This is a genomic window from Pelagibacterium xiamenense, assembly GCF_021166475.1.
Lineage (GTDB): Bacteria > Pseudomonadota > Alphaproteobacteria > Rhizobiales > Devosiaceae > Pelagibacterium > Pelagibacterium xiamenense.
Window position 1 is genome coordinate 1269546 of record NZ_JAJOYS010000001.1, and the last position, 16948, is coordinate 1286493.

Annotated in this window: 16 protein-coding genes; 14 read left to right on the plus strand and 2 right to left on the minus strand. The window is 65.9% G+C overall.

Going from position 1 to position 16948, the window contains the following annotated elements; genetic code table 11:
• Window positions 1–18 precede the first annotated feature (18 nt).
• From LSG43_RS06300 to LSG43_RS06325, 6 genes are all read left to right on the plus strand, one after another.
• Entirely contained in the window at window positions 19–768 is a 750-nt protein-coding gene (locus tag LSG43_RS06300; RefSeq protein WP_231802135.1) for a glycoside hydrolase family 108 protein, read from the plus strand.
• 55 nt (window positions 769–823) lie between these two features.
• A complete protein-coding gene (locus LSG43_RS06305) occupies window positions 824–1120 on the plus strand; it encodes a hypothetical protein (RefSeq protein ID WP_231802137.1) in 297 nt (98 codons plus the stop codon).
• A gap of 19 nt (window positions 1121–1139) precedes the next feature.
• Window positions 1140–1799: a response regulator transcription factor gene (locus LSG43_RS06310; protein WP_231802139.1), complete on the plus strand. Its 660-nt coding sequence runs from the start codon at window positions 1140–1142 to the stop codon at window positions 1797–1799.
• Between the two features lie 10 nt (window positions 1800–1809).
• On the plus strand, window positions 1810–3168 hold the full coding sequence (locus LSG43_RS06315; protein ID WP_231802141.1) for a sensor histidine kinase: 1359 nt from the start codon (window positions 1810–1812) through the stop codon (window positions 3166–3168).
• Window positions 3169–3249: 81 nt separating this feature from the next.
• A complete protein-coding gene (locus LSG43_RS06320) occupies window positions 3250–3732 on the plus strand; it encodes a hypothetical protein (protein WP_231802143.1) in 483 nt (160 codons plus the stop codon).
• Between the two features lie 135 nt (window positions 3733–3867).
• Window positions 3868–5115, plus strand: coding sequence for a hypothetical protein (locus LSG43_RS06325; protein ID WP_231802145.1), 1248 nt, complete (start codon window positions 3868–3870; stop codon window positions 5113–5115).
• Here the strand turns inward: LSG43_RS06325 and LSG43_RS06330 are convergent, their stop codons facing one another.
• Window positions 5116–7110 carry an FAD-dependent oxidoreductase gene (locus LSG43_RS06330; RefSeq protein ID WP_231802147.1) on the minus strand — a complete coding sequence of 665 codons (1995 nt, stop codon included), beginning with the start codon at window positions 7108–7110 and terminating at the stop codon, window positions 5116–5118.
• Window positions 7107–8186, minus strand: a complete 1080-nt coding sequence (locus LSG43_RS06335) for a hypothetical protein (protein ID WP_231802149.1) — start codon at window positions 8184–8186, stop codon at window positions 7107–7109. Before LSG43_RS06335 ends, LSG43_RS06330 begins: the two co-directional genes overlap by 4 nt.
• Before the next feature lie 124 nt (window positions 8187–8310).
• Between LSG43_RS06335 and ccmI the strand changes: the two genes are divergently transcribed.
• From ccmI to LSG43_RS06375, 8 genes are all read left to right on the plus strand, one after another.
• Window positions 8311–9387, plus strand: coding sequence for a c-type cytochrome biogenesis protein CcmI (gene ccmI, locus LSG43_RS06340; protein WP_255714015.1), 1077 nt, complete (start codon window positions 8311–8313; stop codon window positions 9385–9387).
• 6 nt (window positions 9388–9393) lie between these two features.
• Window positions 9394–9828: a cytochrome c maturation protein CcmE gene (gene ccmE, locus LSG43_RS06345; protein ID WP_231802819.1), complete on the plus strand. Its 435-nt coding sequence runs from the start codon at window positions 9394–9396 to the stop codon at window positions 9826–9828.
• 8 nt (window positions 9829–9836) lie between these two features.
• Window positions 9837–11810: a heme lyase CcmF/NrfE family subunit gene (locus LSG43_RS06350; protein WP_231802153.1), complete on the plus strand. Its 1974-nt coding sequence runs from the start codon at window positions 9837–9839 to the stop codon at window positions 11808–11810.
• A complete protein-coding gene (locus LSG43_RS06355) occupies window positions 11807–12271 on the plus strand; it encodes a cytochrome c-type biogenesis protein (RefSeq protein ID WP_231802155.1) in 465 nt (154 codons plus the stop codon). Before LSG43_RS06350 ends, LSG43_RS06355 begins: the two co-directional genes overlap by 4 nt.
• Window positions 12272–12357: 86 nt before the next feature.
• A complete protein-coding gene (locus LSG43_RS06360; protein WP_231802157.1) occupies window positions 12358–13113 on the plus strand; it encodes a sulfite exporter TauE/SafE family protein in 756 nt (251 codons plus the stop codon).
• A 136-nt stretch (window positions 13114–13249) separates the two neighbouring features.
• The gene (locus LSG43_RS06365; RefSeq protein ID WP_231802159.1) at window positions 13250–14767 is read left to right on the plus strand and encodes a Do family serine endopeptidase; all 1518 of its coding nucleotides are present in this window, start codon (window positions 13250–13252) and stop codon (window positions 14765–14767) included.
• Window positions 14768–14854: 87 nt separating this feature from the next.
• The gene (locus LSG43_RS06370; RefSeq protein ID WP_231802161.1) at window positions 14855–15526 is read left to right on the plus strand and encodes a response regulator transcription factor; all 672 of its coding nucleotides are present in this window, start codon (window positions 14855–14857) and stop codon (window positions 15524–15526) included.
• Complete coding sequence (locus LSG43_RS06375; protein ID WP_231802163.1) at window positions 15519–16937, plus strand: sensor histidine kinase; 1419 nt, start codon at window positions 15519–15521, stop codon at window positions 16935–16937. The genes LSG43_RS06370 and LSG43_RS06375 overlap by 8 nt, the downstream gene beginning before the upstream one ends.
• The last annotated feature ends 11 nt before the right edge of the window (window positions 16938–16948 follow it).

A 16948-nucleotide genomic window follows, 5' to 3' on the forward strand; every position in this document is an offset into this window, starting at 1 on the left:
TTTCAAGGAGCTTACGCCATGGCGACGTCGCGGTGGGGCCATTGCCTTGCGCAGATTTTGAAAAACGAGGGCGGATACGCCGATCATCCCGCCGATCCGGGTGGCGCGACGAACATGGGGATCACGCGCAAGACACTCGCGCGCTGGCGCGGGATTTCGCCCTGGTGGGAATTGCCGAAATCCGCAGTGAAGACGCTCAGGCGCGCCGAGGCCGGGGCGATCTACAAGGCGCATTACTGGGACCGGTGCCGGGCGGGATCGCTCCCCGCCGGGCTCGACCTGGCGGTATTCGACTATGCGGTCAATTCGGGGCCCGTCCGTGCCGTCAAGACGCTGCAGGCACTCGTCGGCGTCGTCGCGGACGGGTTCGTGGGACCGGTGACGCTGGCGGCGGTCGCCCGCAGGGACACCAAGACATTGATCGGCGCGCTCTGCGACCAACGTATGCGCTTTCTCGAGCGGCTGCGGACATTTGCGGTTTTCGGGCGCGGCTGGAGCCGCCGGGTGGCCGAAATCCGGGCAGCGGCGCTGGCCGATGCGCCGCTGAGCCCTCCCAATTCATCCAACCAAGGAGTGAACGAGATGAATATTCTTGCCGGCTACAAGACATATGCCGTGGGTATCCTGATGCTGCTGGTCGGGGTCGCGGAGGTTTTCGGCTTCGATATCGGGCCATTCGGGGACTATTCGGGCGCGCAGCTCGTGATGGAGGCGCTGGCTGTGATTTTCCTGCGCAAGGGGATCAAGAACGATTTGGGCCAGGCCTGACAAGCGTCGGCAACGTTCATTTGCAGTTCAGCCAATCCGCGCTAAACATCGGGGCATGAAAAACGCCCTTCGCCATATCCTCGCCATCGCGCTGCTTGCGGCCGCGCCCGTGGCAGTTCCCGTAACCCCGGCTGCTGCGCAGTCGGGGTGCTGGGACAACTCCGCGATCCAGTCCGCACTGGCCGAAGGCCGGATAATACCGGTGGCCCAGGTTCTCTCGCGCGAGGGTGTTCCCACTTCGACCGAGGTTCTGAGCGTCAAGGTGTGCGAGCAGGGCGGGACTCTCGTTTATGTGCTTGCCGTGCTTGAAGCATCGGGCCAGGCGCGTAATTTGACGCTCAACGCGCAATAGCAACAAAGGCGGGGGACCGATGCGCATACTGGTCGTTGAAGATGACGAATCGCTCAACCGGCAGATCACCGAAGCGCTGAGCGATGCCGGATATGTCGTCGACACGGCGACCGACGGCGAGGAAGGACATTTCCTCGGCGACACCGAACCTTACGATGCGGTCGTGCTCGATATCGGCCTGCCGCAAATGGACGGCATCTCCGTCCTTGAGGCCTGGCGGCGGGACGGCCGCATGATGCCGGTGCTGCTATTGACCGCGCGCGACCGCTGGAGCGACAAGGTCCAGGGCATCGACGCGGGCGCCGACGACTATGTCGCCAAGCCCTTCCACATGGAAGAAGTGCTTGCCCGCATTCGCGCCCTGGTGCGCCGGGCCGCCGGGCACGCCTCGAACGAAATCACCGCCGGGCAGGTGCGGCTCGACGTCAAGGCCGGGCGTGTGACCGTCGACGGCAAGGCCATAAAGCTCACGTCGCACGAATTCCGGCTGCTCTCGTATCTCATGATGCACAAGGGCAAGGTCATCTCGCGCACGGAGCTGACAGAGCACCTCTACGACCAGGATTTCGACCGCGATTCCAATACGATCGAAGTGTTTGTCGGACGCCTCCGCAAAAAGCTTCCCGACGAGCTGATCCAGACGATCAGAGGGCTCGGCTATCAGATCACTGCTGAGTGACACCGGTCTGATGCGCAAGGGCTCGATTGCGTTCCGCCTGTTCTGGCTCTCGGCCGGCTGGTTGATCGTCGCGCTTGTCGCGACGGCATTTCTCCTTTCCGAGCTCTATTCCCAGGCACTCGACCGCGACCTCAACGAAACGCTCGAATTCCATATCGCCACCCTCGTGGGCCGCACACTCGAAGCCCGATCTCCTGGTTCGGACACCATCGCCATCGCCGATCCGCGCTTTTCGCGCCCGACATCCGGATGGTACTGGCAGATCCGCGACGAGAATGGCGGCATCGTCAACTTCTCCGCGTCGCTCGTCGGCACGGTGCTTCCCGATCTCGACACCCCATACAACGCTGCCAACACGCGCTCGGGCGTCATCGAGGATGCCAACGGCCAGCGGTTGCGGGCCGTCGAGCGGCTTGTGACGCTGGCCGATATCGGGCGGCTCTCGATCATGGTCGCGGGCAACCTCACCGACCTCAACGAGCGGACGGAAGCCTTCCGCGGACAGGCGATCGTCGTTCTGGGCGTCGTGGGGCTTATTCTCGCCGCGATGAGCGCGATGATCGCGCGGTTTGCGTTGCGCCCGATAGAACGGTTGCGCGAGGCGGTCGAGGCCGTCCGCGAGGGCGATGCGCCAACGGTTGCGGGCGACTTCCCCCAGGAGATCGCGCCGCTTGCCGAGGAGGTGAACGAGCTTCTGCGCTCCAACACCCAGATCATCGAACGCGCGCGCTCCCAGGTCGGCAACCTTGCCCACGGGCTCAAGACCCCGCTCGCCGTATTGCGCAATGAAGCGGAAACGGACAAGAGCGCGCTCGGCCAGACGGTGATGGTCGAAACCACCAACATGTCCAAGATCGTTGCCACCTATCTCGACCGCGCGCGGCTCTCGGCGCGCACCAGCGTCGTGGGCAAGCGCGCCGATACGGCCATGGTGCTCAACCGGCTCGGGCGCGTCATGGCCAAGCTCCACAAGGGGCACGACGTCGAGGTCGCGATCGACGAAGACACGCCCTGGTTCCGGGGAGACGAGGGCGATCTCGAGGAAATGGTCGGCAATCTTCTCGACAATGCCTGCAAATGGGCCCGCTCGGCGATTCGCCTTGGCGCCGCGGAAATCGTCCGCGAGGGGAACCGTCAGGTTCACGTCGTCGTTGAAGACAATGGGCCCGGATTAAGCCCGCAAGAGGCCGAAAAAGTGTTGCGCCGCGGTGTCAGGCTCGATGAAAAAACGCCAGGAAGCGGGCTGGGACTCGATATCGTCAAGGAACTGGTTGATGTGTATGGTGGCGACCTGACCATGACCGGTTCCGAGATGGGCGGGCTCAAAGTTGAGCTTTTTCTCCCTGCCGCGCGCAGCGGGCGCGCCTGAGCTGTGCTAAGGTGCGGCGCTGCCTGGGGACAGGAATAAGGATTTGGACGCTTTGCGGCGTCCGTTGAGAGGTTTTGGACGATGACTGTGTTGAGAACGATTGCGTTGGTGGGATTGGCATTAACGGTGGCCGCGTGCTCGCGGACGGGAGGCTATACGCCGCCCTCCTCGACCCTCGTGACCCAGCCGCCGGTGACGAGTGAACCCACCTTGCCCGAGCCGCAGCCGCAAACGCCGTCCTCCACGCCGATTCAGCCGGCAAGTCTCACGCCCGGCAATTACGACTACCTCGATCCCGCGGTTGTGCCGCTCCTTTCGAGTGCCGCGCTCGCGGCAGCCAACGATGCGCAGTTCTACGCGCTTCAGTTCGGCCGGCCAGGCGCGCCGCGCGACTGGTCGAGCGGATCGGCCTCCGGCCAAGTGTCGGTGGGCCCCTATGTGCGCGTCAACAATCTCGATTGCCGCGAATTCAGCCACCGGGTAACCGTCAACGGCCAGAGCTACTCGCGCTCGGGCACCGCCTGCCGCGAGACGACCGGCGCCTGGGCGGTCGCCGAAGTCTGATATCGCGCTCGTATTTCCGCGTATGCAAAGCCGGGTGCAATACCCGGCTTATTGCATTGAATAAACAAATCTTTGTTTACCCTCCGGGCGTAGGGTCAATCATTCTCGGGGATTGGCGACGGTCCGGTTTAGTTCATGCTCAAAGGCGAAAAGCGCAAGCGTACTGAAGACGCTTCCGTCTCTCCTGGTGCGCCCAAGGCGTCCAAGGAAGAAGTCGTTTCGCGCCCGGCCTTTGAAGCCGCGCTGTCCGGCGTGCTTGTCGATCCCCCCGTATTCCATGCTTTTGCCGGCGGGATCGACCGCGAAATGGCCGGTGCGATCTGGACCTGGATCGCCCGCGATGTTGCCGCCGGACCGGTCGCACGGCTCGCGGACGGAATCGAATCCGGCGCTGCGCCTGCCGCCGCTTTCGAAGCCATGCTTCCCGAAATCCTGGAAGCGCTCAAGGAGACGCTTGCCCAGGAGGCGGACGATTACGAGCTCGAGCGGCGCAATACGATCCAGATGGGCGGCGAGGATACCCGCAAGCGCCTGCCCTACGTGATCATGGCCCTAAGGCGCCACAAGCTGCTCGAACAGGCTGCCATCTTCGGCAAAGCTGTGAGCACGCTCCAGGACGAGGCCGCTATTGCGACCGCGCTGCAGTCGATCACGATCAACAATCCCGTTACGCGCGCGCTCTGGATGCAGGCGATGATATCCTCGAGCGCCAATCCGAGCCGCGTCATGGCGGCGGCCGTCAGCCTCTCGGGTGGAGGCGACGAAGTGCGGATCGCGAACGGGGCCTTCGCGCCGCTGGTCGAAGCGATGCTCTCGCACGCGCAGAGCCAGATCGCGCTTTTGGGCACCCATCCGGGCGTTTTCGCCGACCACGACCTCGCGTGCAAGGCCATCGACCGGTTCCATCGCCTGATGCGCGCGATCAACTACAACCTTGAGATCGACCGCAAATCCCATTGGGGCGTCATCATCGCCGATCTGACCGGCAAGGTCGCCGAAAGGCTCAACCGGCCCATGCGCGAAATCACGGCGAACGTCACCAAGGCGCTGCGCAAGCCGCGCGAGGGGGCGGATCGGGTCGATCCGGACAACGTTCTGGCCGCGCTCAACGCCATGTATCTTCTGATCACCGTGCGCAACAGCCGCGATTCCCTGGCCCTCAATGCGCTTCTCGAGCAGGCGTGGTCGGAAACCGGACAGGCCGTGGAAGTGCTCGTCACCCGCGCGCTCGACATGTTCCGTGCCAATCCCGCCGATCCGGTACTGCGCGAACGGCTCGACCTCGGCATCAAGCTCGCCGAGTTGCGCTTCAACCCTGAATACGCCGAAATCCTCCGCCGCGCCCGCGACGGCGCCGAACGCCGGACGGCGCAGCAGGCCTGACTAGTCCGATTTGATCCGTTCGGCGAGCGTGGCGGGCACCGCGACGAGCCCGTCGCGGATGAACGCCGTGTCACCGCGTTTGAGATACCCCGTCCCGATGAGCGCTTGTGTGGCCGGACCCTCCTGCGAAACGACGACACCAATGGCCTGGGCAGGATCGGCGTCGTCGCTGTTGACGAAAACCATGCATCCGGGCCCGAAGGCGCGTTTGGCCGCGGGAGTGAGGGTCCAGAGCGTCTGCCTGGCGCCGAACCGTCCGAAAAGAAACGCCGGCAACGCGTCCGGCATCGGCGCGCCGGTTGTCCGCGTGCCCGGCGGGCCTGGGAACCCGCGCGGCAGGATAACGCGCTCGCGGCAGAGTAGCGACGCCGCCTCGGTCGGCACCAGCCCCGCATGAACGGCGCTGGCGGCCTCAAGCGGCGCCAGGGCCCTGTCCGTGACTGCTTGAGACGGCGGGCCGGCCCGCAGGAATATCGCACGCAGACCGGTCTCGCGCGGCGCTGGCAACGCGTTGAGCGTGGCGCCCGGCGCGAGATAGGCGGGCGGTTCCCCGCGCTGGGCCGGACGGGCGATGGTGAGCGGGCCGTCGGGGGTTTCGAAAACCGGAGCGATCTGCGGATCGGAAATATCGCGCATCCGGCCCGAAAAAAGGGCGTCGATGGCGGCTTCGCCGCTCTGGACGCAGCCGGTCTGGCTCTTGTATCCCGCAGCCGAGCCGGCGAAAACGACCCCTGCCATGTGCCCTTTGGGGACGAGACATTCGCGCGACGCCTGCCATTGGGCCTTGCCGCCCGCGCGTAGCCAGAGCGTCAAGTCGGGCTGCCAGCCGCCCGAGACCATGAGACCGTCGGCCTCCACGCCGCCCTGAGCGGGCCGTCCCGTGGCCGCGTCGGCGTGGCGGATGGCCAACCCCCGGTCCCTCGCGGTCACCGCATCGATCCGGACGCCCCAGCCGAGCGGGAACCCGTAGGCCTTGGCGAATTCGATGAAGCGCGTCTGCGGGTTGCCGCGCGGATCGCTTGCGCGGCGGATCTCCTTACCGCAATCCGCACCCAGGAGCGCCATCCGGTAGCCCGCATTCGTTGTCGAATGCACGTGCGCGCTGGCTCCCCGCCAGAGGGAATAGCGCGACGCCATGCGCCAGGCGAAAGCCGAACGGAAGACGCCGGGCAGGCGGTTGCCCGGGAAGATGGGGAGCCGCTCGTCCTCGCCGGTGGCGAGAACGATATGGCGCGCGCCGACCGCGATGCGCTGGGGGCGGGGAATGCCGTTTTCCACCACGACGCGGATCGCGTGCACCTGTCCGTCGACAAGATCGAACGCCTCGGTGCCCAGATAGAGCGCCGCATCCTCATGGCCCGCGAGATCTCCCACCAGCGTGCCGATCATATCGCGCGGCGTCGCCTCGCCCTCGACCTTCCCGAAATATTCCGCCAGTCCGCCGAGCCGGGGCGCGCGCTCGATCAGCACGGCGCGAGCGCCACGCGCGCAGGCGCGCAGGGCGGCGGCCATGCCCGCAAGCCCGCCCCCGACAATGGCGACGTCGGCGGAGACGCGGACTTCCGGCGTGCCGGCGATCCAGGGCATTACTGGCGGGAGCCCGCGCGCGAGGTCGAGATCGAGGCTCGCCGGCAGGGTGCCCAGCGCGCCGAGCGTCTTGCCCAGGGTCGTGCGGATGCGCTTGGGTGCGCAGGTTATGAACTCGGCGCCCTCGACGATCGGGCAGAGCGCCATGGGCATACTGAGATCCGGCTGCCCCTCATTGCCCTTGAGCGCGATGGGCGGCGCTGTCGTCTCATCGAGTGCGAGCGGGTGACCCATATGGATACCGACGATGTCGATGCCATTGGCAAGCAGGGCCGAGAGCACTGTATCGCCCGCAAAGCCGGTCAGCCGCCGGCCGTCGAGCCGAAACGTCACTGGCGCCGCGGGATCGATCTGCGGCGCGGAAAAATCCGCCGCATGCGGGCTCGGCATCCGGTTTGGCTGGGTCATGCCACACTCTCGCGTGTGACGGGCGGGAATTCGGCGACGGGCGAGCGGCTCATATCGCGGTTCGCCCGGCGCGCCTCGGCCCAGCCGCGCTCGGCGGCCATCGGCTCGCCGGCGATAAGGCGCGCAATCGCCGGCGCCACGAAGACCGCGCCGGCGCCGAGCCCGAATACGACGGTCGCGCGGCCCTGACGCAGTCGGCCGAAAACCGGCGCGCCGTCCCGCGGGACCAGTGCGTCGAAGGACGACCGGGCCGCAAGGCGCACCGATGCGGGATGAGCGAGGAAACGCCCCGCATGCCGGACTGCGTCGGCGGGCTGGCCGGGGGCGACGATATCGAGCGCCAAATCGGGTGTCTGCGTGAGCGCAAAATCCCCGCCCATCGCCATGCGGACGGGGTCGTCGAGCGGTGCGGCAGGCTCGGTGCGGAATGCCGTCATCGCGACGCGATGGGCGATGGCATCGAGATCGTAGCGGTTGCAATGGGCGGCGATCGCGGTATCGTCGGCCAGAACGACGTGATCGGCCTGCAGGCCACCGACGGTGCCCGACCCGTCGCGGCGCAGGCTGAGGGGTTCGCCCGGCGCGATGGTGGTGACGTTGTGGCGCGCGAGCCAGTCCGGTACGGCGGACCAGAACGCCGCCTCGACGATCCGGTGCGCGTCGCGGACGCGATAGGCGGTATCGAAACCCGTCGGGGCGGGGACTGCAGGCTCGACGGCCTGACCAAAGCCGGCCGCGAGGTGCCGGGAATGCTCGAGCGCATACGATTGCAGCGCGCCCGACGCGCCGAGAACCACATTCGAGCGTTCGCTCAGCCGCGGGCCGATGCGGGCGAGCAGCCTCAGCGTCTCGGGCACGGTATCGAGCAGGAGCCGCCAGCTCTCGGGGCGCAGCAGCGGTGCGATGGAGAGCGCGGGACCTCGCGGAACACGCAGCGGTGACGGCGTGGCGCCGACGAGCATGGTTTCGCGCCCGTGGGCCGATGCGAGCAGGCCCGCCAGGAAGGCGGCGAACGGGCTGTCGCCGACGACGGCGATGGTTCCCTTCGAGTTGACTTTGCGCTCCTGAGCCGCCAAGGCGTCCGATCACTTTCTTTTTACGAGTGGTGCGGCAATGCGCGCGGCGGCAAATGCCTGCATTTTGTGCGCAATTCGCCTATAGAAGCAGCATTGCTTTTTATTTCAAGGGTTAGCCTCACACTTGCTCTGGATAACCGCCTTACTGTTGGCCATCGTCGTTTGTGGTGCGCTCTTTGTCGTGACGCGCCGGAAAGACGCAGACTCTGCGTCCGATACGGCCGCGACGGCGTTCTATAAAAGCCAGCTTGCGGAAATCGACGCCGACTCAGAAGCCGGGCGGCTATCGCCCGAGGAGGCGACGGCCGCCAAGGCGGAGCTGGCGCGCGAATTCATGCGTCACGAGCAGGACGCGAAAACAACGAGCACGACCGGGCCGGGACCGATTCTTGTCGGCGGCGTGCTCGCGGGCATTCTTGTGGCCAGCTTCGGGCTGTATTTCGCGATTGGCCGCGCCGATCTTCCCGCCCAGCCGCTGGCGGAGCGCGAATTGGCGGCGGGCGCGGAGATCTCGATTGAGGACGCTGTCGCCCGGGTCGAGGCGCAGATGGCGGAAACGCCCAACGACGTGCGCGGCTGGCAGGCGCTGGCGCCGATCTATATGCAGTCGGGGCGATTTGCCGAGGCGGTCAACGCCTACCGGCGTGTGATCGATCTCGACGGGGCGACGGCGGATCGGGAGACCGACCTTGCCGAGGCCATGATCATGGCCAATGAGGGTGCGATGACGCCCGATGCCATGGCGCTCTTGCGCAGCGCGGCCGACAGCGATCCCCGGCACGTCCGTTCGCGCTTTTATATCGCGGGGGAACTGACCCGCAGCGGGGACTATGCCGCGGCCGTCCCGGCATGGGAATATCTGCTCTCGCTCGGAACCGGCGAGGAGCCCTGGATCGCGACGGCGCAAGCGGGGCTCGACGCAGCGCAGGCCGGAGCGCGAGTGGGTGAGCTGAGCGAGCCCGAACCGGACGCGACAATGGACGTTATGATCCGCGGCATGGTGGAAGGTCTCGCCGCACGGCTCTACGATGAAGGTGGCAGGGCCGATGAATGGATGCAGCTCGTGCGCTCGCGCAATGTGCTCGACGGCGCAGAGGCCGCACGGGACGATCTCGAACGGGGACTGGCCGCGCTCGAGGGACAGGACAGACTGGCGCTCGAGGCGCTGGCCGAGGAACTTGGTTTGACGGAGCAGCAATAGGTGGCCTTGACCCGCAAGCAGAAGCGTTTGAGCATTATCGCCGGATTGGGCCTCGTCCTTGCGATCGCCGCCGGTCTGATCCTGATGGCTCTGCGCGACCAGATCGTCTTTTTCTATTCGCCGAGCGAGATCGCCGAAAAAGGCGTCGCGCCGGGGGAGGCCATCCGTCTGGGCGGGCTGGTCGCCGATGGCAGCTGGATGCAGGACGGCGAGACCAACACCTTCGTTGTGACCGACGGCGCGACCGAGATGACGGCCCACTATGTCGGCATTCTGCCCGACCTCTTCCGGGAGGGGCAGGGGGTCGTCGCCGAGGGCAGCATACGTCCCGACGGGACATTCGAGGCCACCAACGTGCTTGCCAAGCACGACGAGAATTACCTGCCCCGCGAGGTCGCCGACACGCTGCGCGACCAGGGCGTATGGCAGGGGGGAGAGTAACGGACCGCATGCTCATAGAACTCGGCCATTTCGCGCTCGTTCTTGCCTGTGTTCTTGCCGTCGCGCAGGCCGCGATCGGCTTTGCTTTCTGGCGGGCGTCGGGAACCGCAGCCCGTTTCGTCCAGCAGGCGGCGATTCTCCAATTCCTCCTCGTCGGGCTCGGCTTCGCCACCCTGACGCAGGCGTTTGTCGCGTCCGACTTCTCGGTGCGGCTGGTGGTCGAGCACTCCCATTCCCTGCAGCCGCTCATCTACAAGATCACGAGCGTTTGGGGGAACCACGAGGGCTCGATGCTGCTCTTTGTGCTGATCCTCGTGCTTTTCGGCGCCGCTGTGGCGGCGTTCGGGCGCAACCTGCCGCGCGATCTGGCGACACTGGTGCTTTCCTGCCAGGGCCTGCTCGTTGCCGCATTCTCGGGTTTCGTGCTCCTCACGTCCAACCCGTTCTGGCGCCTCGATCCTGCGCCGATGGACGGGACCGAACTCAACCCGATCCTGCAGGATCTTGGCCTCGCCATCCATCCGCCACTGCTCTACCTGGGCTACGTCGGCTTTTCGATCTGCTTCTCGTTCGCCGCCGCCGCGCTGATATCCGGGCGCATCGATGCGGCGTGGGCGCGCTGGGTGCGGCCCTGGACGCTGGCGAGCTGGTCCTTCCTGACGCTCGGGATCGCGATGGGCTCCTATTGGGCCTATTACGAGCTCGGCTGGGGCGGCTGGTGGTTCTGGGATCCGGTGGAGAACGCGAGCTTCATGCCCTGGCTTGCCGGCACGGCGCTGCTGCATTCCGCCATCGTCATGGAAAAGCGCAACGCGCTCAAGATCTGGACGATCTTTCTCGCGACCATTACCTTCGCCCTCTCGCTGTTGGGGACGTTCCTCGTCCGCTCGGGCATTCTGACCTCGGTGCACACCTTTGCGTCCGATCCGGCGCGGGGCACGGTGATCCTTGGCATGCTGGCGGTATTCATCGGCGGCGCCTTCGCGCTCTTTGCGCTCAGGGCACCGGCACTGCGCGCCGGCGGCCTTTTTGCGCCGGTGAGCCGGGAAGGGGCCTTGATCCTCAACAATCTCTTCCTTTCGACGGCGACCGCCGGCGTGCTCGTGGGCACGCTCTATCCGCTCGTCCTCGAAGCCTTGACAGGTGCTCGCATCACCGTCGGCGCGCCGTTCTTCGATCTCACATTCGGCGCGCTGATGGTGCCGCTTCTCCTCATCATCCCGTTCGGTCCGTTCCTCGCCTGGAAACGCGGCGATCTCGTTGCCGTTGTCCAAAGGCTTACCTTCGCCATCGCCGCAACGCTCATCGTTTCGATTATCGTCTTCGCCCTGATCGGGTTCCCCATGTCGCTCGCGCCGTTGGGCCTCGCGATCGGCTTCTGGATCATGATCGGCGCCCTGGCCGAGCTCGCCGACCGCGCCGCACTGGGAAGGCGCCGTCCGGGCGCAAGCTGGCAGCGGCTCAAGGGGCTGCCCCGTTCGGTCTATTCGACCGCCATGGCCCATTTCGGCGTCGGCGTCACCGTTATCGGCATCGTCTGCGCGACGGCATTCGAAACAGAAGTGATTACCGCGATGCGGCCCGGCGAAACCGTGGACGTCGCGGGCTACACGGTGACCTATGAGGGCGAGAGCCAGATCGCAGGCGAAAACTTCTCCGCCGACCGGGGCACATTCGCCGTCGCATCGCCCTGGGGCACGACGCACGAAATCACCTCGGAGCGCCGGACCTACCTCGTCAGCCGCATGCCGACCACCGAGGCCGGCATCGATACCTACGGCTTCTCCCAGCTCTACATCCAGTTCGGCGAACGCATGGCCGAGGGTGGCCGCGTCGTCCGCCTCTGGCACAAGCCGTTCGTGACGCTCATCTGGCTCGGGGCGGTCATCATGGCGGGCGCGGGTGCATTGTCGCTCACCGACCGCCGCATCCGCGTCGGCGCGCCCAAGACCGCGCGTAAAAAGGCGGAGACAGCGCAATGACACGCTGGATCAGAGCTGTCCTCCTCGCAGTGGTCCTCGCCTCGCCGGGCGCCGCAATGGCGGTCCAGCCCGACGAAGTTCTCGACAACCCGGTGCTTGAAACGCGCGCGCGCTCGATTTCGGAAAACCTCCGCTGCCTCGTTTGCCAGAACCAGTCCATCGACGATTCGGACGCCGAACTCGCGCGTGATTTGCGGGTCCTCGTCCGCGAACGCCTCGTTGCCGGCGATACCGACCAGGAAGTCTACGACTATGTCGTCGCGCGATACGGCGAATTCGTTCTATTGAGGCCGGTTGTGGGCGTCCACACCATCCTCTTGTGGATCGCCGCGCCCGCGCTGCTTCTGATCGGGCTCGCTGCCGTCCTCATCGGCGCCATGCGTAAGCGCCGGGCGCAAACCGGCGCGGCCGGCCTGTCCCCCGACGAGCAAAAGGCGCTCGACCGCCTCTCCAAGTCATAGCGGCGCGCGCGACCCGTCATCGCCGACCGGCAATTCCCTTTCGACCCATGTGGGCGCAAACCGGTTCTAAAACGACCCGGTGACCCATGACGTTCAGCACTTTCACGTTTTTGCCCGAGGGAGTGAGCTTCGGCGTCGCGCTGGCGCTCATCGTTCTGAGTTTCTTTGCATCCGCGTTGACGGCCGCCTTCGGGCTCGGCGGCGGCATGGCGATGCTCGCGGGGCTTGGCCTCGTCATGCCGCCCGCAATCCTGGTGCCGGTGCACGGCTGCATTCAACTGGGGTCGAACGCCGGCCGCGCCGTGGTGCAGCGGGCGCACATCCAGTGGCATACGGCGGTCTGGTTCGCACTCGGAGCGATCCCCGGAGCTGTCGCGGGTGGCGGCATTGCCGTGGCCCTTCCCGAGGCGCTGTTTCAGATCCTGATCGGCATATTCATCCTCTATTGCCTGTGGGGACCGCAGCCCGACATCAGCGGACGCGGACCGCTGGCAAACGTGGCCGCAGGCGTCCTCATTTCCGCACTCGGGATGGTGACCGGCGTCTCCGGCCCGCTGGTCGCCAATTTCCTGCGCAAAATCGCCGACCGGCGCGCGCTCATTGCGACGCATGCGACGATCATGGCGTTTTCCAACGTCGCCAAGGTGGTCGTGTTCTCCGCTCTGGGCTTCGCCTTCGCAGCCTATCTTCCCCTCATCGCCCTCATGATCGCATCGGGCTTTGCCGGAACGCTTCTCGGCAGCCGTCTGCTCGAGCATATGCCGGAACGAACCTTCCGGCGCGGATTCAGGATCGTCTTGTCCCTCATGGCCCTTGAAATGCTGCGCGGCGCGGTCTTCTAGCCTTGTTTTGGCCGCGTCCATTACGGAGATTTAATCTGAACGACACTGCGCGGAAAGGCGTTGGACACTATATCTCCATCCAAAGCCCGGGACTGCCGGGTTAATCTCCGCCTAGAGAGAAGGGACAAGACCAACCATGCGTTCATTGCTTTTAACGCCCAGCCGCAAGCTGATCGCGGCGTCCACGCTGGCGCTCGTCATCGCCGGCGGCACGGCCGCGACCTACCTGCTTCCCAGCCAGCCGGCCACGGCGCAGATCGAAGTGCAGACCGGCGCGCCCAATCTCGGCTTTGCCGATCTCGTCGAGGCCGTGAGCCCCGCCGTCGTTGCGATCCAGGTGCGCGCCGAAGTGCCGACCCAGGACATCATGCGCCGCGGTCCGGGCTTTGAATTCGATTTCCCCGATCTGCCCGAAGATCACCCCCTGCGCCGCTTCTTCGATCAGTTCGATGATCAGTTCACCCCGCCGGGTGCGCCGAACGGGCAGGCTCCGCGCCGCTTCATGCAGGCCGTGGGATCGGGCTTCATCATCTCCCAGGACGGCTACATCGTGACCAACAACCACGTGGTCGCCGACGCGTCCGAAGTGCTCGTGGTGCTCCAGGACGATACCGAGCTCGCAGCCGAAGTCGTCGGTACCGACCCGCGCACCGACCTTGCCCTGCTCAAGGTGCAGGACGACAGCGTCAACGATCTGCCTTACGTCGAATTTGCCGATGACGAGGGCCGCGTCGGCGACTGGGTCGTCGCCGTGGGCAATCCCTTCGGGCTCGGCGGCACGGTGACCGCCGGGATCATTTCCGCGCGCGGCCGCGACATCAACGCCTCGGCCTATGACGACTTCATTCAGATCGATGCGCCGATCAACCGCGGCAATTCCGGCGGGCCGTCGTTCAACCTCAGCGGCGAGGTGGTCGGCGTCAACACCGCGATCTTCTCGCCCTCCGGCGGCAATGTCGGCATCGCCTTCGCAATCCCCGCGCATGTGGCTCAGAACGTTATCAGCCAGCTCCGTGACGATGGCACGGTGACGCGCGGCTTCCTCGGCGTCTCGCTTCAGGACATCTCCGAGGATCTGGCGGCGGGCCTGGGGCTCGACAGCACCGACGGCGCGCTGGTGACCGAAACCATCGCGGACGCTCCGGCCGGTGCGGCGGGCGTCGAATCCGGCGACGTGATCGTCTCGGTCGACGGCCAGGACATCGAGGACGGCCGCGAACTCTCCCGCGTCATCTCGCAGATCGCACCGGGTACGTCGGTCGAACTCGGCATCGTTCGGGACGGCCAGGACACCGCGATCAACGTAACGCTCGACCGTCTTCCGGATGATCTGGATGCGGCACCGGCGCCGTCGGATCGCAGCCAGCAGGAAGAAGCCGAGCCCACCAGCACCAGCATCGGCGTCATGCTTGAGCCCCATGCAGGCGGCGAAGGCCTCGTCGTCGCGGGCGTTGAGCCCGACAGCCCGGCAGCGACCCGCGGCCTTGCGCCCGGCGACGTCGTGCTCGAAGCCGATGGCCAGGTGCTGACCTCGATGAGCCAGTTCGAGGACGTGCTCGCGGCGGTTCGCGACAGTGGCCGCCAGGCGGTCCCGCTCAAGGTTGAGCGCGACGGCGTCGTCCGCTTCCTCGGCGTTCCGTTCGCGAGCGAGTAAGCGTGCGCTAGCGTAGTTCGGGGGCGGCGCCGGCCTGTCCGGCGCCGCCCTTGGTGCAAAGGGCATTGGGTTTTGGGGGCAAGAACGATGAAAATTCTGCTGATTGAAGACGACAGGGAAGCGGCGTCCTACCTGGTTCAGGCACTGGACGAATGCGGGCACATCACCCACCACGCCGCGGACGGCGAAACCGGATACGCGATGGCCTCGGGCATGGACTACGACGTCCTGATCGTCGACCGCATGTTGCCCCGCCGCGACGGGCTCTCGATCATCGAATCGCTGCGTGCCGAAGACGACAAGACGCCCGCGCTGATCCTCTCCGCGCTCGGCGAAGTCGACGACAGGGTCAAGGGACTGCGCGCCGGCGGCGACGACTATCTGGTCAAGCCCTATGCCTTCTCTGAGCTGCTGGCGCGCATCGAAGTGCTGGCGCGGCGCTCCGCGCCGGCGGAGGCGGAAACCCACTATCAGGTGGCGGATCTGACCCTCGACCGCCTCTCGCGCCGCGTCGAGCGTGCCGGCGAACACGTATTGCTCCAGCCGCGCGAATTCCGCCTGCTCGAATACCTGATGAAGAACGCCGGACGCGTGGTGACCCGGACCATGCTCCTCGAAAACGTCTGGGACTATCATTTCGACCCCCAGACCAACGTGATCGACGTGCACATGTCGCGGCTGCGCGCAAAGGTCGACAAGGGCCATGAGCGCCAGTTGCTCCAGACCGTGCGCGGCGCGGGGTATATGATCCGTGACTGACAAGCGCGCCTTCTCGCTTGGCAAGCTGTGGCGGACGACGACGGTACGCCTCACGGCGATGTTTATCGCCATTTTCGTCGGCTTCGCGCTGATCCTGTTGTCGTTTCTGGCCTATCAGACCTCGGTGCAGATCCAGCGTCAGCAGAGCTATGCCATCGACAGGGAAGTCGGCCAGCTCCGGCTGCTCGCATCGCGCTCCAATATCAACACGATGATCTTCGCCGTCCAACGCCTTGCCGACCGGCCCGGCCCGGGCATCTATTATCTCGGCGATGCCACCGGCACGATGCTCGCCGGCAACGTGACCGATTTCCCGGCCGCCGTGTTGGCCGAGCAGGGGCGTTACGAGCTGACTTACGAGCGCGGGCTTGAGATCTACGGCGCTCCAGGCGACCGCGATCCCACCAAGGGCCGTGCGATCGTGGAGTCCATCGCACTCGCTGACGGGCTGCGGCTGGTGATCGGACGGGATATCGGCGAGCGGCGCGATTTTACCGCCATCATCTTCTCCACCTATTTCTGGGGCGCGCTCGCCATCGTCGTGCTGTCGGTGCTCGCTGGCGGGATCACCTCGCGCTACGTGCTGCGCCGCATCGACGGGATTACCGGCACCTCGACCAAGATCATGTCGGGCAACCTCTCCGAGCGCGTGCCGGTCACCGGGCGAAACGACGAATTCGACGCCGTCGCCACCAGCCTCAACGCCATGCTCGACCGGATCGAGCAGTTGATGGCCGGTATGAAGGAAGTGACCGATAACGTCGCGCACGACCTCAAGACCCCGCTCACCCGCCTGCGCAATCGCGCCGAGGCAGCGTTGCGCGAGGGCACCGGTCCCGAAACGCAACGCGCCGCGCTCGAAACGACGATCGCCGAATCCGACCAGCTGATCCGCACCTTCAACGCGCTGTTGCTGATCGCGCGTGCCGAAGCCGGAACCCCGTCCGGGGCGCTGAGCGAGACCGACCTCTCCGAGGTCGTCTCCGACGTCGCCGAACTCTACGGGCCGGTCGCCGAGGATGCCGGGCTGACGCTCGATGCGGACATCGAGCCCGGCCTGACGATGACTGCGAACCGTGAACTCATCGGGCAAGCCCTTGTAAATCTTGTCGAAAACGCAATAAAATACAGCGTGGAAGGTCAAGACGAGGGCGGGCGGATCACGATAGCCGCGCGTCGCGAGCGTGGGAGTATCACGATTGAAGTTGCCGACACCGGGCCGGGAATTCCCGAGCCAGACCGCAAGCGCGTGTTCGAGCGGTTCGCGCGACTGGAGGCCAGCCGCACCGAACCGGGTGCCGGGCTCGGCCTGGCGCTGGTCTCCGCCGTCGTCCGGCTCCACAAGGGCACGGTGCATTTCGAGGACAACGCGCCCGGCGCCAAGGCGGTCATCGTCTTTCCAAACGCCTGATCTTCTCGCGG

Coding starts and splice junctions, on each gene's coding strand:
- LSG43_RS06325 (WP_231802145.1), top strand. CDS start 3,868: ATGCTCAAAGGCGAAAAGCGCAAGCGTACTGAAGACGCTTCCGTCTCT.
- LSG43_RS06360 (WP_231802157.1), top strand. CDS start 12,358: ATGACGTTCAGCACTTTCACGTTTTTGCCCGAGGGAGTGAGCTTCGGC.
- LSG43_RS06300 (WP_231802135.1), top strand. CDS start 19: ATGGCGACGTCGCGGTGGGGCCATTGCCTTGCGCAGATTTTGAAAAAC.
- LSG43_RS06370 (WP_231802161.1), top strand. CDS start 14,855: ATGAAAATTCTGCTGATTGAAGACGACAGGGAAGCGGCGTCCTACCTG.
- LSG43_RS06310 (WP_231802139.1), top strand. CDS start 1,140: ATGCGCATACTGGTCGTTGAAGATGACGAATCGCTCAACCGGCAGATC.
- LSG43_RS06315 (WP_231802141.1), top strand. CDS start 1,810: ATGCGCAAGGGCTCGATTGCGTTCCGCCTGTTCTGGCTCTCGGCCGGC.
- LSG43_RS06330 (WP_231802147.1), bottom strand. CDS start 7,110: ATGACCCAGCCAAACCGGATGCCGAGCCCGCATGCGGCGGATTTTTCC.
- LSG43_RS06320 (WP_231802143.1), top strand. CDS start 3,250: ATGACTGTGTTGAGAACGATTGCGTTGGTGGGATTGGCATTAACGGTG.
- LSG43_RS06365 (WP_231802159.1), top strand. CDS start 13,250: ATGCGTTCATTGCTTTTAACGCCCAGCCGCAAGCTGATCGCGGCGTCC.
- LSG43_RS06355 (WP_231802155.1), top strand. CDS start 11,807: ATGACACGCTGGATCAGAGCTGTCCTCCTCGCAGTGGTCCTCGCCTCG.
- LSG43_RS06305 (WP_231802137.1), top strand. CDS start 824: ATGAAAAACGCCCTTCGCCATATCCTCGCCATCGCGCTGCTTGCGGCC.
- LSG43_RS06350 (WP_231802153.1), top strand. CDS start 9,837: ATGCTCATAGAACTCGGCCATTTCGCGCTCGTTCTTGCCTGTGTTCTT.